The organism is Lentzea sp. NPDC004782 (assembly GCF_040609115.1).
Lineage (GTDB): Bacteria > Actinomycetota > Actinomycetes > Mycobacteriales > Pseudonocardiaceae > Lentzea.
The window spans coordinates 44,221-57,423 of sequence record NZ_JBEXJN010000009.1 but is presented as its reverse complement, the minus strand read 5'-3'; the positions used below and the strand labels follow the sequence as shown (position 1 = coordinate 57,423).

The 13,203-nt window shown below is 71.1% G+C and carries 16 protein-coding genes; 9 read left to right on the top strand and 7 right to left on the bottom strand.

All coding sequences use genetic code 11. The features are described from left to right. The first annotated feature begins 22 nt into the window (after positions 1–22). The gene (locus ABZV40_RS10880; protein WP_355438468.1) at positions 23–2,938 is read left to right on the top strand and encodes a hypothetical protein; all 2,916 of its coding nucleotides are present in this window, start codon (positions 23–25) and stop codon (positions 2,936–2,938) included. On the opposite strand, the gene ABZV40_RS10875 is transcribed toward ABZV40_RS10880, so the two are convergent. Together ABZV40_RS10875 and ABZV40_RS10870 are read right to left on the bottom strand one after the other, a co-directional pair. After that, positions 2,850–3,116 carry a hypothetical protein gene (locus ABZV40_RS10875; protein ID WP_355438466.1) on the bottom strand — a complete coding sequence of 89 codons (267 nt, stop codon included), beginning with the start codon at positions 3,114–3,116 and terminating at the stop codon, positions 2,850–2,852. The genes ABZV40_RS10880 and ABZV40_RS10875 overlap by 89 nt on opposite strands. 2 nt (positions 3,117–3,118) lie before the next feature. After that, complete coding sequence (locus tag ABZV40_RS10870) at positions 3,119–4,063, bottom strand: YafY family protein (protein ID WP_355438464.1); 945 nt, start codon at positions 4,061–4,063, stop codon at positions 3,119–3,121. Between the two features lie 51 nt (positions 4,064–4,114). On the opposite strand from ABZV40_RS10870, the gene ABZV40_RS10865 reads away from it, so the two are divergent. From ABZV40_RS10865 to ABZV40_RS10855, 3 genes are all read left to right on the top strand, one after another. Then, positions 4,115–5,200: an epoxide hydrolase gene (locus ABZV40_RS10865; protein WP_355438462.1), complete on the top strand. Its 1,086-nt coding sequence runs from the start codon at positions 4,115–4,117 to the stop codon at positions 5,198–5,200. Positions 5,201–5,214: 14 nt separating this feature from the next. Beyond that, positions 5,215–5,964 carry a ZIP family zinc transporter gene (locus ABZV40_RS10860; RefSeq protein WP_355438460.1) on the top strand — a complete coding sequence of 250 codons (750 nt, stop codon included), beginning with the start codon at positions 5,215–5,217 and terminating at the stop codon, positions 5,962–5,964. Between the two features lie 68 nt (positions 5,965–6,032). Further along, positions 6,033–6,959, top strand: coding sequence for a 2-oxoglutarate and iron-dependent oxygenase domain-containing protein (locus ABZV40_RS10855; protein WP_355438458.1), 927 nt, complete (start codon positions 6,033–6,035; stop codon positions 6,957–6,959). Here the strand turns inward: ABZV40_RS10855 and ABZV40_RS10850 are convergent. Together ABZV40_RS10850 and ABZV40_RS10845 are read right to left on the bottom strand one after the other, a co-directional pair. Next, positions 6,956–7,585, bottom strand: a complete 630-nt coding sequence (locus tag ABZV40_RS10850) for a 50S ribosomal protein L11 methyltransferase (protein WP_355438456.1) — start codon at positions 7,583–7,585, stop codon at positions 6,956–6,958. The genes ABZV40_RS10855 and ABZV40_RS10850 overlap by 4 nt on opposite strands. 56 nt (positions 7,586–7,641) lie before the next feature. Continuing rightward, positions 7,642–8,340 carry an SDR family oxidoreductase gene (locus tag ABZV40_RS10845; RefSeq protein ID WP_355438454.1) on the bottom strand — a complete coding sequence of 233 codons (699 nt, stop codon included), beginning with the start codon at positions 8,338–8,340 and terminating at the stop codon, positions 7,642–7,644. 49 nt (positions 8,341–8,389) lie between these two features. On the opposite strand from ABZV40_RS10845, the gene ABZV40_RS10840 reads away from it, so the two are divergent. From ABZV40_RS10840 to ABZV40_RS10825, 4 genes are all read left to right on the top strand, one after another. Next, the gene (locus tag ABZV40_RS10840) at positions 8,390–8,977 is read left to right on the top strand and encodes a PadR family transcriptional regulator (RefSeq protein WP_355438452.1); all 588 of its coding nucleotides are present in this window, start codon (positions 8,390–8,392) and stop codon (positions 8,975–8,977) included. After that, on the top strand, positions 8,974–9,303 hold the full coding sequence (locus ABZV40_RS10835) for a hypothetical protein (protein WP_355438450.1): 330 nt from the start codon (positions 8,974–8,976) through the stop codon (positions 9,301–9,303). Before ABZV40_RS10840 ends, ABZV40_RS10835 begins: the two co-directional genes overlap by 4 nt. A 107-nt stretch (positions 9,304–9,410) precedes the next feature. Continuing rightward, the gene (locus ABZV40_RS10830) at positions 9,411–10,274 is read left to right on the top strand and encodes a sucrase ferredoxin (protein WP_355438448.1); all 864 of its coding nucleotides are present in this window, start codon (positions 9,411–9,413) and stop codon (positions 10,272–10,274) included. Positions 10,275–10,306: 32 nt separating this feature from the next. Beyond that, positions 10,307–10,840: an AAA family ATPase gene (locus ABZV40_RS10825; RefSeq protein ID WP_355438446.1), complete on the top strand. Its 534-nt coding sequence runs from the start codon at positions 10,307–10,309 to the stop codon at positions 10,838–10,840. A gap of 120 nt (positions 10,841–10,960) precedes the next feature. Here ABZV40_RS10825 and ABZV40_RS10820 read toward each other — a convergent pair whose 3' ends face one another. Together ABZV40_RS10820 and ABZV40_RS10815 are read right to left on the bottom strand one after the other, a co-directional pair. Beyond that, entirely contained in the window at positions 10,961–11,575 is a 615-nt protein-coding gene (locus tag ABZV40_RS10820) for a TetR/AcrR family transcriptional regulator (RefSeq protein ID WP_355438444.1), read from the bottom strand. Further along, on the bottom strand, positions 11,562–11,768 hold the full coding sequence (locus ABZV40_RS10815; protein ID WP_355438442.1) for a hypothetical protein: 207 nt from the start codon (positions 11,766–11,768) through the stop codon (positions 11,562–11,564). Before ABZV40_RS10815 ends, ABZV40_RS10820 begins: the two co-directional genes overlap by 14 nt. Positions 11,769–11,794: 26 nt before the next feature. On the opposite strand from ABZV40_RS10815, the gene ABZV40_RS10810 reads away from it, so the two are divergent. Next, entirely contained in the window at positions 11,795–12,295 is a 501-nt protein-coding gene (locus ABZV40_RS10810) for a CGNR zinc finger domain-containing protein (RefSeq protein ID WP_355438440.1), read from the top strand. On the opposite strand, the gene ABZV40_RS10805 is transcribed toward ABZV40_RS10810, so the two are convergent. Then, entirely contained in the window at positions 12,283–13,164 is an 882-nt protein-coding gene (locus ABZV40_RS10805; protein ID WP_355438438.1) for a pentapeptide repeat-containing protein, read from the bottom strand. The two genes, ABZV40_RS10810 and ABZV40_RS10805, sit on opposite strands and share 13 nt — an antisense overlap. Between the last annotated feature and the right edge of the window lie 39 nt (positions 13,165–13,203).

The following is a 13,203-nucleotide window of genomic DNA, read 5'->3' as shown; positions in this document are numbered from 1 at the left end:
CTGGTCGTGTAAGAAGCTTCGGGTGCGAAGGACGTACAGCTACCGCGAGGCCGTGCAGATCCTCGGCGGCAAGGACCACCCGACCGTCGCCGCGCTGGACAAGCTGCTGGGCGGCGCGCTGCTGGCGGGCTCGCTGGGGTTGTGGCAGGTGCTCGCCCTGTTCGACGCGAAGCCGGACTTCACCAGGCTGCTCTCCGATCTCGCCAACAAGGTGTCGGAGAAGCGGCGGGGCCTCAACCGCTACAGCCGCACGCAACGCCTGCACGCGGCGCACGCGGTCATCGTGATCACGGCGTTCTTCGAGGCGTTCCGCGACCTGAAGCCGCCGTTTCCCTTCGCGCGAGCGGACGAGGATCTCGTCGTGGCGTTCGCGCCGTTCGACATGGAACTGCCCCTGCCCTCTGCTGGTCTGTCCTACGAGTCCAACCTCAGTACGATCCACGACTTCTACTTGGGTATCACCGACGAACTGCTGTCGGTGGCGAGCGTGCTGACCGCCTGGGACGGACTCGACGAGACGGAGGCCGGTCGGGTCGAGGCGATGTTGAGGCACCTGCCCGCCCGCGCGGTCGACCGGTACCAGGAGCTGTTCCGTCAGCTTGCGACGGACTTCCCCGAGGTGGCGTTCTGGTGCTCTGTTGAGGACCACCGCGCCACACGGGCGGCCTTGGCGCGGTTGGAAGAAGTGCTGCGCGAGACGACCATCGACCAGACCCTTGACCAGCGACTGGCCGAGCTGGCGGGGTTGTACGCCTGCGCGCTGGCGCGGCCGCTGATCCAATCTGGCGAGCTGCGGACACCCGTGCTCGGCGAGGCCTACATCGACCCGCGATTCCAGCTGTTGGCCCCGATCGGGCGGGAGACAGTGCCGTCGACGGCCGAGTTCTGGGAGAGCAGGCCCGCGCGATCGGACCTCTACGCCTATCTGGCGGGACATCTGACGTCGACGGACGCGTGGGCGGCGCCGCTGCTGGTGCTGGGCGATCCAGGTTCGGGCAAGTCGGTGCTGACGGAGATGCTGGCGGCGCGGCTGTCCGCGTCGGGGGTGCCGGTCGTGCGGGTGGAACTGCGCGGTGTGCCGGCCGACGCGGACCTGCGGGAGCAGATCGAGCACGGTCTGCGGCGGCTGCTGGACGAACCGCTGGGCTGGGGTGAGTTCTCGCGCGACACCGGAGGCTCGGTGCCGGTGGTGGTCCTCGACGGGCTCGACGAGCTGATGCAGGCGACCGGGGTGAGCCAGACGCGTTACCTGACGACGATCGAGCGGTTCCAGGAGGAGCTGCTGGCCAAGAAACGGCCGGCGGCGTTCGTGGTGACGAGCCGGTTGAGCGTGTGCGCGGGGCTGGCGTTGCCGCAGCAGTCGCACGTCGTGCGGTTGCTGCCGTTCTCCGACGATCAGGTCCGGCAGTGGCTGGCGGTGTGGAATGCGGCCAACCCGCCGCTGCCGGCCGAGGTCGCCCTGGAGTACCGGGAACTGGCCCAGCAGCCGCTGTTGTTGCTGATGCTGGCGTTGTACGACGCGGTCGACGGCGCTTTGCAGCGTGATCACGCGTCGATCAGCCGGGGTCAGCTGTACGAGCGGTTGCTGGAGCGGTTCGCGCGGCGTGAGGTGAGCAAGTCCGCGGTGGAGCGCACGGAGGAGGGTGTCGACGAGGACGTCGAGTTCGAGCTGGACCGGTTGTCGGTGGTGGCGCTCGCGATGTTCAACCGCGGTGTGCAGTGGGTGACCGGGCAGCGGGTGACCGAGGACCTGGCGGCGTTGCTCGACGTCGGTACGCCGGACCGGGCGGTCGGGACGCGCACTCCCCTGTCGTCGGGTGATCTCGCGCTGGGCCGGTTCTTCTTCGTGCAGAAGTCCGAGGCGGTCCGCGGTGACGACACGAAGCTCGCCACCTACGAGTTCCTGCACGCCACCTTCGGCGAGTACCTGGTGGCGCGGTTCGTGTGGAAGACGCTGGAGGAGCTGTGCCGGGAGGACGCGGCCCGGTCGCGTCGCAAGTCCACTGTGGACGACACGGAGCTGTACTCGGTGCTGTCGTTCATGGTGCTGACGACGAGCAAACCGGTGCTGGACTTCCTGCGGGAGTTCGCGAGGACAGCTGACCGCGATCGGGTAGCCGACGTCGTGGAGCGGTTGTGGGGCGCACGGCACGACCGGCGACTGTCGCGTGGCGGGTACGAGCCGGTCTCGTTGACGGACTCCACCAGGGACGCGACGTACTCGCTCAACCTGATCGTGTTGACGCTGATGGTGCGGGGCTCCGACGTTGAGGTGAATGCCGAGGACTGGCGCAGAGAGACGCTGTTCTGGAAGTCCAGGCTGTCCAACAGCGCCTGGGCGAGCGTCGTGCGAGGTCTGTGGGTGGATTCGCACGACTTCGGCCTCGTCACGGTCAACCAGCGAGCATCGACGCCGGAGGTGGGCACGGAATGGCAGCTGATGTCCGAGCCGCAAGTGACCCAGGACGATGTGGCGATCAAGCTGCAGGGCGCGGTGGTCCCGCTCGTGGAACGCTGCGGCATCGCCGTGGCAGCCGCGCTGGTCGAGTTGATGGCGACTCCGGTGCGCTCCTGCCTGCCGGCGCTCGGTCGGTTGTTCGACGCCACCGGAAGCAGTTCCCTGTTCACCGAGGCAGTCAGCGCGCGCATCGGGCGTGGCGGTGAGGATCTGGCGATTCTGGAGAGCCACGGCAGGCATCTGATCCACGGGCACCCCGACGCATTGGAGGCGTGGCTTCGGCTGCACGAGCAGGAGTTCCTGTTCCCGCTTGACCGTGACTACCCCGACATGAGGGAGTACCTGCGTGGTGCCCGTGTGCTCGAAGTGGCCGCTGATCGGCCGGATCTGATCAAGCGGGCCAGAACGGCCGCTGCTGAGCTGGGTCTTGAATGGCCGCCGCTAGAGCCTCGGCGATCCGCGCGAGATCAGTCTCGCTGAGGTCGCGCTCCCCCACCTGCCGCAGGATCTCGGTGCGGGAGCAGACGACGACGGCGCCGGTGTAGCCGCCGAGCTCGGCGGCGGCGACGATCTCGGTCGAACCGTTGTGCACCACCAGGATCGGGTCCGGGGTGTCGGTGTAGAGCAGGCGCTCGATGTCCCGTCCGGTGATGGCCATGGTCAGTCTTGTACGGCGCGGGCGTAGCGGGCCGCAAGGGTGCGAACGTGTGCCACCAGCTCCGGTGGTGAGGTGACCTCGAAGTCGAAGCCGAGCAGGCCGATCCACACGGCGAGCGACTCCACGGAGTCGGCGCCTGTCACGAGGACGCAGGAGGACGGGTCGACGGCTTCGACGCTGCCGATGGCGGCGTCGATGCGGGCGGCGACGGCTTCGGCCGGGGCGTGGACGAGGACGCGGGCCTGGAAGCGCCAGGCGGCGGCGGTCACCCGGGATGCGACGTAGGTGGTCGCGTCGAACTCGCGTGGGGTGAAGCGGGGGCCGTGCGGTGGTACGGGCTGGGTGATGCGGTCGACGCGGAAGCTGCGCCAGTCCTGCCTGTCGTCGTCCCAGGCGACGAGGTACCAGCGGCGGCCCCAGTTGACCAGCCGGTGCGGTTGCACGCGGCGGCGCGACGGGGTGCCGTCGTGGGAGTTGTAGTCGAAGCGGATGGTCTCGCTGTCGCGGCAGGCGGCGGCGAGGGTGGAGAGCAGCTCGGCGTCGACGGCGGGGGCCGGGGTGTTGCGGGGCACGGACTCGACGGTCTGCAGAGCCGAGACGCGGTGGCGCAGGCGTGAGGGCAGGACCTGTTCGAGCTTGAGCAGGGCCCGCAGGGAGACCTCTTCCAGGCCCGTGACCGGCGTGGTGCGCAGGGAGACCGCGACGGCGACGGCCTCGTTGTCGTCGAGCAGCAGCGGGGGCAGTTCGGCGCCGGCGCCGAGGCGGTAGCCGCCGAAGCTGCCGGTGGTGGCGTTGACCGGGTAGCCGAGCTCGCGCAGGCGGTCGATGTCGCGGCGGACGGTGCGCTGGCTGATCTGCAGCTCGTCGGCGAGTTCGGAGCCCTGCCAGTCGCGGCGGGACTGCAGCAGGGCGAGCAGGCGCAGCAGGCGCGCCGACGTTTCCAACATGGACGGAACTTTAGGACAGAGGGTGGCCGCAACGGGTCATAGCCTCATGTCATGACGGAGATCAGGGAATTCCACATCGCAGTCGACGAAGCGGACGTCGACGAGCTGCTGCTTCGTTTGGCGCGGACGCGGTGGACCGACCAGGTGCCGGGAGCCGGCGCGCGGTACGGCGACGACGTCGCGACGGTGCGGGAGATGGCCCGGTACTGGGCCGAGGAGTTCGACTGGTGGGCGGTGGAGCGCAAGCTCAACTCGTTCCCGCAGTTCGTCACGGAGATCGACGGCACGAACGTGCACTTCCTGCACGTGCGCAGCACCAACCCGGACGCGGTGCCGCTGATGCTGATCCACGGCTGGCCGGGTTCGGTGATGGAGTTCGTGGACGTCGTCGAGCACCTGCGGGACGAGTTCCACCTGGTGATCCCGTCGATCCCGGGTTTCGGGTTCTCCGGGCCCACCACCGACACGGGCTGGCACTCCGGGCGCATCGCGAAGGCGTTCACGGAACTGATGGCGCGGCTGGGGTACGAGCGGTACGGGGTGCACGGCAACGACGCCGGGGCGATCATCGCGCCCGAGATGGGCCGCGTCGACCCGGAGCGCGTGGCAGGCGTGCACGTGACGCAGATCTTCTCGTTCCCCTCGGGTGACCCGGCGGAGATGGAGGGGCTGACCGAGGACGACTTCCGGCGGCTCGGCGTGCTGCGGAACTTCCGGGAGAACATGTCCGGCTACAAGCACCTGCAGCAGGCGCGTCCGCAGAACGTCGCGTTCGCGCTCGCCGACTCCCCCGCCGGTCAGCTCGCCTGGACGATGCAGCTGATGGCCGAACCCGCTGTCACGAGGGAGTTCCTGCTGGCCAACGTGTCGATCTACTGGTTCACCGGTACCGCGGGGTCCTCGGCGCGGCTGTACTACGAGGACGCGCACCGCGAGGACACCCCCACCGAGCCGACGACGGTGCCGATCGGCGTGGCGATCTTCCGGGACGACTTCCAGAGCATCCGGCGCTTCGCCGAGCGCGATCACCAGAACCTGGTTCACTGGTCGGAGTTCGCCGCCGGCGGCCACTACTCGGGGCACGACTCCCCCGAGCTGCTCGCCGGTGATCTCAAGGTGTACTTCGCGAAGATGTAGGACACCCCTGCGCAATGCCACAGTGGATCGAAGCGGGTTTGTGGGGTCTGGCAGGCGGCGGCGCGCTCGTGGCGGGTGCGCTCGTCGCCTGGTTTCTGCGCGTGCCGCGGGACGTCGTCGCGGTCGTGATGGCGTTCGGCGCGGGCGTGCTGACCGCGGCGGCGGCGTTCGAGCTGATGGACGAGGCGGAGCGCAACGGCGGCCTGCTCGCCACTTCCACCGGGTTCCTCGGTGGCGCGGTGGTCTACGTGCTGGCGAACGTGCTGCTCGCCCGGCACGGTGCCCGGCAGCGCAAGCGCAGCAGCGACCAGCCCTCCGAAGCCGAGCAGGCGGGCAGCGGCACGGCGATCGCGGTCGGTGCGCTGCTCGACGGCGTGCCCGAGTCGGTGGTGCTCGGTGTCTCGTTGCTCGGTGGTGGCGGGATCGGCGTGACGATGCTGGCGGCCGTGGTCATCTCGAACGTCCCGGAAGGGCTGTCCAGCGTCGCGGGCATGAAGCAGGCCGGTCGCACCGCCCGCTACGTGTTCGGGGTGTGGGGCGCGATCGCCGTGGCGAGCGGGATCTCCGCCGCCCTGGGCAACCTGCTGCTCGACACGGCCTCACCGCAGGTCATCGCGGTGATCACGGCCGTGGCGGCGGGGGCGATCCTGGCGATGATCGCGGACACCATGATCCCCGAGGCCTACGAGCGGGCGCGGCTGTACACCGGGCTGTGCATGACCGCGGGGTTCCTGACCGCGTTCGTGGTGGAACGGGCCGGCTGACGCAACCGGATGGAACGGCTCGGCCCGATCACTGGCGCCCGTGACCGACCAGCGGTAGGACGGCACGCATGAGCGTTCCGCTGGTGGACTTGACCGGGTGGTTCGACGGCACGCGGCGTGCCGAGGTCGCGGCGCGGGTGGACGCGGCGTTGCGGGAGTCGGGGTTCCTGCTGATCACCGGGCACCGCGTCCCGGACGAGCTGCGCCACCGCACCCGCGAGCTGACGCGCCGGTTCTTCGCGCTGTCCACCGAGGACAAGCAGCCCTACGCGGTGCGCACCGGCGGCCGCGGCTGGATGCCACCCGACGCACAGGCCACCGGGCGCGCCGACGGCGGCACGGCGCCGCCGGACCTGAAGGAGACGCTGGCGTTCGGCTCGGACGACCCGGCGGGCGGTGACCCGTTCTTCTTCCGCCCCAACGTCTTCCCCGCCGAGGTGCCGGACCTCGAACCGGCCGTGACGGAGTACGTGCGGCGCATGCGGGCGCTGGCCGACGAGCTGCTGACGATCTTCGCCGTCGCACTCGGCGCGCCGGAGGACCTGTTCACCCAGTACACGCGCACGCCGTCGTACACGCTCAACGTCAACCACTACCCGCCGTTGCGGCAGGTGGGGCCCGCCGGTCCCGGCCAGTTCCGCATCGGCGAGCACACCGACTTCGGCACGGTCACGATCCTGGACCGCCAGCACGGCGTCGGCGGGCTGCAGGTCCGCAGCGCCGCCGGGGTGTGGCGGGACGCGCCGTTCGACCCCGCCGCCTTCACCGTCAACATCGGCGACCTCATGGCCCGCTGGGTGTCGGACCGCTGGCGCTCCACCCCGCACCGCGTGCTGCCACCGGACGCCTCGGCCCCCGAGGAGGACCTCGTGTCGCTGATCTTCTTCTACAACACCGACGCCGACGCGCGGATCGTGTCGCTCGACGGCCGCTACCCCGAGGTCGGCGGCGGCGAGTACCTGCGGGCCAAGCTCGACGCCATCACCCTCGGTTAGGCGCGCCAGACGGTGGCGCTGCGCGTTTCGGTGCTCTCCAGCGTGAGCGGCACCGGCACCTCGTAGCGCGCCTGGGCGGTGAACCGGTCGCGCGGCAGGTGCGCGCGGTCCGGGTCGCCCAGCAGCACCAGTGCGCCCCGTGCGGCGGCCCTGGTCAGGAACGGCAGCACCAGCGCAGTGACCTCCGCGTCGTAGAACACGTCGCCGGCCAGCACCACGTCGGCGCCGTGGGCGTCGCTGTGGAGCTGGTCGCCGGGCACCGTGCGGACCGCGACGCCGTTGGCCGCGGCGTTGAGCTCCACCGCGGCCAGCGCCAGCGGGTCGATGTCGTTCGCGGTCACCGCGTCCGCGCCCGCCAGCGCGGCGGCGATCGCCACCAGGCCCGAGCCCGAGGCGAGGTCGAAGACCTTCCGGTCGCGCACCAGGCCGGGGTGGTCGAGCAGATGCCGTGCCAGCGCCTGGCCGCCCGCCCACGGGAACGCCCAGAACGGCGGCTGATCGTGGTCGGTCAGCTCCCACAGGCCCATCGCCTCGGCCGCGCTGTGCAGGACCACCTCGGGCACCAGCGGCACCGGCGTGAGGGTGGTGTTGGCGAGCACGAAGTCGGTGAGCGTGGGCGCGGACATGACGAAGAAGCTTAGGGGCTCGCCGCGCTGTGCCCGCAGAGGCGAAAGTCGGTGGCTCACGTGCCACCGGTGACGCGCAGGATCGCCCCCGTGGCGTAGGAGGCCTCGTCCGACAGCAGCCACGCGATGGCGTTCGCGATCTCCTCGGCCTCACCGGCCCTGCCCATCGGCACCCGTCCCGCGACCCGCTCCGGGCGGTCGGGCTGGCCCGACAGCTGGTGGATCTCGGTGCGGATGGTGCCCGGCTGCACGCCGTTGACCCGGATCCCGCGCGGCGCCAGCTCCTTGCCCAGCCCGATCGTCAGCGCGTCCACCGCGGCCTTCGTGGCGGCGTAGTGCACGTACTCGCCCGGGCTGCCCAGCGTCGCCGCGCCCGACGACACGTTCACGATCGCCCCGCGCGTCATCCGGCGTGCCGCCTCACGGGCCACGAAGAACGCGCCGATCACGTTCACGTCCACCACCCGCCGCAGGTCCTCCGTGCGCAGCTGCGCCAGCGGACCGGACGGTGAGGTGATGCCGGCGTTGTTGACCACGCCGGTGATGTCGTCCCCCGCCTCGTCGAACAACCGCGCGACATCGTCCTCGTCGGCCGTGTCGGCCTGCACGGCGAGAACCCCGAGCTCCTTCTCCAGTGCGCGCGCCTCGTCGGCGGCCTGGCGGTAGCTGATCACGACCCGGTGCCCGTCGCGCACGAGCCTGCGCGCCGTCGCGGCACCGATACCCCGGCTTCCCCCGGTGATCACCGTTGTCATACCGGCCAACCTACCCCGTATACTCGGCGCCGGATATACGGGAGCGAATATGACCTTCAAGCGGACGAACCCCCTGGCGCTGGCCGTGCTGGCCCTGCTGGCGGAGCGGCCCATGCACCCCTACGAGATGGCGCAGACCATGCGGGCACGCCACCAGGAACAGGTCATCAAGCTCAACTACGGCTCCCTCTACACCGTCGTCGAGTCGCTGTGCCGCCACGAGCTGATCACCGCGAGCGCCACCCAGAAAGCCGGCAACCGCCCCGCGCGGACCATCTACGCGATCACCGGCACCGGCACCGACGAGCTGCACGCCTGGCTGCGCGAGCTGATCTCCGTGCCCGCCAAGGAGTACTCGCGGTTCGAGGCCGGCATCTCCCTGGTCGGCCTGATGCCCCCGGACGAGGCGCTGACCGTGGTCGACCAGCGGCTCGACGCGCTCGGCGAGCAGCTCACCGCGCTGGCCGTGCTGCTGGAGAAGCTCGCCGGCATGGGCCTGCCGCAGCTCGCGTGGATCGAGCTCGACTACCGCATGGCCATGCTGCGCGCCGAACGCGCCTGGCTCACGTGGTTCGCCACCGCCACCCGCGACGGCACCGTCGGCGGGTATGCCGACTGGGAGGACAAACACCGATGAGACTGCTGTTCGAGGTCTCCGGCGTCGTGCACGCGCCGCTGGAGGACGTGCGGGAGCGCCTGTTCGCCGACGCCGGCGAGTCCGGGTCGCACCGGCTCGTCGACCGCGACCGGGGCGTGATCGCCTACTGGGGCGACTGGTGGTACCGCGGCGAGGACTCCCTGCACCCCCATCCCGAGGGCGCGCTGCTGGTGCACCGCGTCTACAACATCGCCAAGCAGGGCAACTGGGCGCCGTACCTGGCGAACAAGCTGTTCATCGGCTACCGCGCCCGCCTGCAGGCCGCCCTGCGGCAACGGATCGCCCAGCTGGAAGCCGGGGACTGACCGGAGTTTCGGTCCGGCCGCCGCGGTGAAGCCAGGTGCGGTGTCACCCACAAGGTGAAGTAAGGATGCCCTTAGTCCTCACCCGAACGGCCGTATAGAGTGTGCAGATGAGGTGCTCGACGCTCTCCGGTGCCGCGGGCGAACCGCTGGCCGGCACCGCCGCGACCGCGACGGCCTGGTTGTGCCTGGAACAGCCGGGTCCGTGGGGCCGCGACGCCGTCGTGCAGAGCCACCTCGACCCCGAGCTCGGCGCCGAGCTCACCCGCCGCGCCGCCGGCACCGGCGTCCGCATCCTGCTCATCCGCCGCCCCGGCAAGCACGCCGACACCCACGTCGGCGCCGGCCGCCGCCTCTACCTGGCCTCGACCACACCCGGCGCCTCGTGGCTGGAGCAGGCCGACCTCGCCGCGCCGGAGGAAGCCCTCGAACTCGACTTCGCCGCCCTGGGCGAGGGCCGCTCGACCGCGTTCGGCACGCCCGTGACCACACCGCTGCTGCTGGTGTGCACCAACAGCAAACGCGACGTCTGCTGCGCCCTGTACGGCCGGCCGATCGCCACCGCGCTCAACCTCTGGGAGTGCACCCACACCGGCGGCCACCGCTTCGCGCCGACCGGAATCCTGCTGCCCACCGGTCACCTGTACGGACGGCTCGACCACCAGCTGGCCGAACGCGTGGTCACCGGCGGCATCACGGCCGACCGGTGCCGCGGCCGGTCCTGCTTCACCGCGCGCGGCCAGGTCGCCGAGGTCGCGGTGCGCGCCCGGCTCGGCGAGACCCGCGACGTGCTGACCGTGGTCGCCGAGACCGCGGACTCGGCGACCGTGCGGCACGCGGACGGCCGCGAGTGGCGCGTGACGCTGGCCGAGCAGCCCGTGCCGGCGCGGCCCGCGAGCTGCGGGCAGTTCCCCGACGTCGCGGTCGCCCTGGTCGCGACGGCGATCGACGAGCTGGTGCGCGTCTGCCGCTGAGACGCCGCACCCGGTGGCGCAGAATCGGGGCGGTGCCCAGGCTGATCCACCTCAACGGCCCCACCGGGGTCGGCAAGTCCACCACCGCCGCCCGCTACGCCACCGACCACCCCCGCACGCTCGACCTCGACGCCGACCAGATCGTCCGGCTCGTCGGCGGCTGGCAGGACGACTTCCCCGGCACCGTCGCGCTCGTCCGGCCGCTCGCCCTGGCCATGGCCCGCACCCACCTGTCCTGCGGGCACGACGTGGTCATGCCCCAGCTGGTCACCGACCGCGGCCAGCGCGCCCGCTTCGCCGACGCCGCCGCGCAGGCCGGCGCGGACTACGTCGAGGTCGTGCTGCTCGCCCCGCCCGAGACCACGATCGGCCGGTTCCGGCGGCGCGGGCACCACCTCGACCACGCCGTCGAGGCACTCGGCGGCGCCGCGGCGATCCGGCGGATCCACGACCGCCTCGCCGCCTACCTCACCCCGGACTCCACCGTGATCGACACCGCCGGGCACGACCCCGAGCAGACCTACGAAGCGCTGATCGCGGCGTTGTCCGGGCACCCCGGCAGGTAGGTCGACCGAACAGGCAGCCTGCTCAGCGCCCACCACGCCGGCACCGGCCGAAGACGCGTCCGGTCAGCGCGGCGCTGCTGGCCGCGATGTTCGCGGTGGCGTGCGTGGTGCCGGCGGTGATCAGCCTGATTCCGCTGATCGCTGTTCTGGTGACCGGCCGGAGTTGGGGACGGTCGCGGAGAACACTCCGATGCCCAGCGCGTACGGGTCGTCCAGGCCCACGGTCTCCAGCGTGTCCACCGGCAGCGCCAGCAGCGAGATCGCCACGCCCAGGAAGTAGGCGTCGAGCAGTCCCGTGTCGCGCACGGTCGAGGGCAGCCCGGCCGCCTGCTGCAGCGCCGCACCCGCCTCGGCGTTGGCCAGCACCATGCCCGACAGCGCCTCGCGCACGCCCGGCCGCCGCACCGCCTCCAGGTACAGCTCCACCATCGCGAGCATCTGGGTCGGGTCGTCGGCCACCGCGCGGCGCAGCAGCGCCGGGTACAGCTCGGCCACGTCGGAGGCGGAGATGTCGGCGGGCGTGGTCTCGCGCAGGCGGTCCACGGCGGCGCGGTGCAGCGCGGTCATGCGGGCCGCGCAGGCCTCCAGGATCGACTCCCGGGTCGGGAAGTAGTTCTTGGTCGTGCCGATGGGGACACCGGCCTCGCGGTCGATCGCGCGGTGGGTCAGTCCCCGGCCGCCTTCCACCGCGAGGATCTGGATCGCGGTGTCGCACAGAAGATCACGGCGGCTCACGGTCCGGGACACTAGCAAGATCACCACGGGTGTGGTGAATCGGGGCGAACGTGCTGGTCCCGGCGGTCGCGGTGACCGCCCCGCGTTCCACCACCAGGAACAGGCCGCACACGCAGCGCACGTAGGACACCGGGCCGTGGGAGGAGAGCGCGGACGAGCAGGGCCAGGAGCAGGCGGGGCAGGTGGTGATCATGCACCCCAGCCTGGTGTCATGGTCTAGTGCATTTCAACCCTTACGGCGGGGCGGCCGCGGAGCTCGCCGCGAAGCTGGTCAACGCCGACCCGGCGACACCCCTGATCGACGTGCTGAAAGCGTCCGACTACAAGCCGCTGGGCTCGCTCGACGCCCGCCAGGAACGTGACGTACGAGACTGGGTGCAACGACTGCGGCAGGTGTTCGCCGGTCCCACCGCGGAGCTGCTCAACGAGCTGCTGGCCGAGTCGTCGACCACGCACTACATCTCCACCCACGACGGCCGCGCGCCGCACCTGCACTACGCGCGCGAGGACGCCCCCACCGACGTACGGGTCAAGGCGTACACGGCCGCGGGTATGGCGGCGTTGTTCTGCGAGGACGCCCAGCGCATCGGCCGGTGCGACCGCGAGGGCTGCGGCACCGTGTTCGTCGACACCAGCCGCAACGGCCGCCGCCGCTTCTGCTCGACGAAATGCGCGAACCGCGTGGCGGTGGCCAACCACCGCAGCCGTCAGTCGGCGTGAACCCGATGCCCGAACCGGGTGTTCTCGAACGACGACTCCCCGCCGAACGCGGCGTCCACGAAGTCCTCGCGGCCCCGGAACCACGTGCCGGCGAACGTCACGGCGCCGGCGAACCAGGCGCGGCGGAACAGCGCGCGGCCGCCGAAACGCACACCGGAGCAGTCCACGTCCGAACCGAACCGGGCGCACGTGAAGTCCGCGCGGCCGGAGAACCGGGTGCCGCGCAACGTCATCGGACCGGCCACGTGGATGCCCGCGAGCTCGCCGTTGCCGCAGACGGTGCCGCCCCGCAGATCCAGGCCGCGGGCGAACACCGACTGCGTGAACAGCACGTGCCGGCCGAAGAACGCGCCACGGGCGTCGAACTCGCCGAGGAACGTCGTCTGGTCGAACCGCGTGTCGCCCAGGAACCGGGTGCGGCCGAACCGCGCGCCGCCCAGCCGGCAGTGCGACAGGTCGAAGTCCACCAGCGTCGTGCCGCGCAGGTCCAGCTCGCCGCCCAGCCAGAACCCCGGTCCCGGCCGCAGGTGCGCGGTGAGGCTGGCCTGCAGGACCATCCGCCACCGCTGGTCGACCTCCGTACCGGGCCACGGCAGCTCCCGCAGCACCTCGCACAGCACGTCCAGGGCGGGCTGCCGGTTCTGCACACATCGCTCGCCGTACTCGACCCAGTCCCGCAGCCCGCTCAGCCGCACGTCGGCCTCCGGCGCCAGGAGCCGGTCGCGGATGTCCTCCAGCGGCGTGTGCTCTGTTCGCGGTGTGGCGACCTCGATGTCGTGGTGCAACGTCAGGCGGCGCCTGCCCAGCGTCACCGCCGCCACGGTCAGAACAGAGGAAGTCGCTGTGAGCCAGCGCGAGAGAGTGGACATGACTCGATGATGTGAGCTGGGTCATTGCATCGGACAGTG

Coding starts and splice junctions, on each gene's coding strand:
- ABZV40_RS10875 (WP_355438466.1), bottom strand. CDS start 3,116: ATGGCCATCACCGGACGGGACATCGAGCGCCTGCTCTACACCGACACC.
- ABZV40_RS10855 (WP_355438458.1), top strand. CDS start 6,033: ATGAGCGTTCCGCTGGTGGACTTGACCGGGTGGTTCGACGGCACGCGG.
- ABZV40_RS10830 (WP_355438448.1), top strand. CDS start 9,411: ATGAGGTGCTCGACGCTCTCCGGTGCCGCGGGCGAACCGCTGGCCGGC.
- ABZV40_RS10840 (WP_355438452.1), top strand. CDS start 8,390: ATGACCTTCAAGCGGACGAACCCCCTGGCGCTGGCCGTGCTGGCCCTG.
- ABZV40_RS10845 (WP_355438454.1), bottom strand. CDS start 8,340: ATGACAACGGTGATCACCGGGGGAAGCCGGGGTATCGGTGCCGCGACG.
- ABZV40_RS10850 (WP_355438456.1), bottom strand. CDS start 7,585: ATGTCCGCGCCCACGCTCACCGACTTCGTGCTCGCCAACACCACCCTC.
- ABZV40_RS10835 (WP_355438450.1), top strand. CDS start 8,974: ATGAGACTGCTGTTCGAGGTCTCCGGCGTCGTGCACGCGCCGCTGGAG.
- ABZV40_RS10815 (WP_355438442.1), bottom strand. CDS start 11,768: ATGATCACCACCTGCCCCGCCTGCTCCTGGCCCTGCTCGTCCGCGCTC.
- ABZV40_RS10805 (WP_355438438.1), bottom strand. CDS start 13,164: ATGTCCACTCTCTCGCGCTGGCTCACAGCGACTTCCTCTGTTCTGACC.
- ABZV40_RS10870 (WP_355438464.1), bottom strand. CDS start 4,063: ATGTTGGAAACGTCGGCGCGCCTGCTGCGCCTGCTCGCCCTGCTGCAG.
- ABZV40_RS10860 (WP_355438460.1), top strand. CDS start 5,215: ATGCCACAGTGGATCGAAGCGGGTTTGTGGGGTCTGGCAGGCGGCGGC.
- ABZV40_RS10865 (WP_355438462.1), top strand. CDS start 4,115: ATGACGGAGATCAGGGAATTCCACATCGCAGTCGACGAAGCGGACGTC.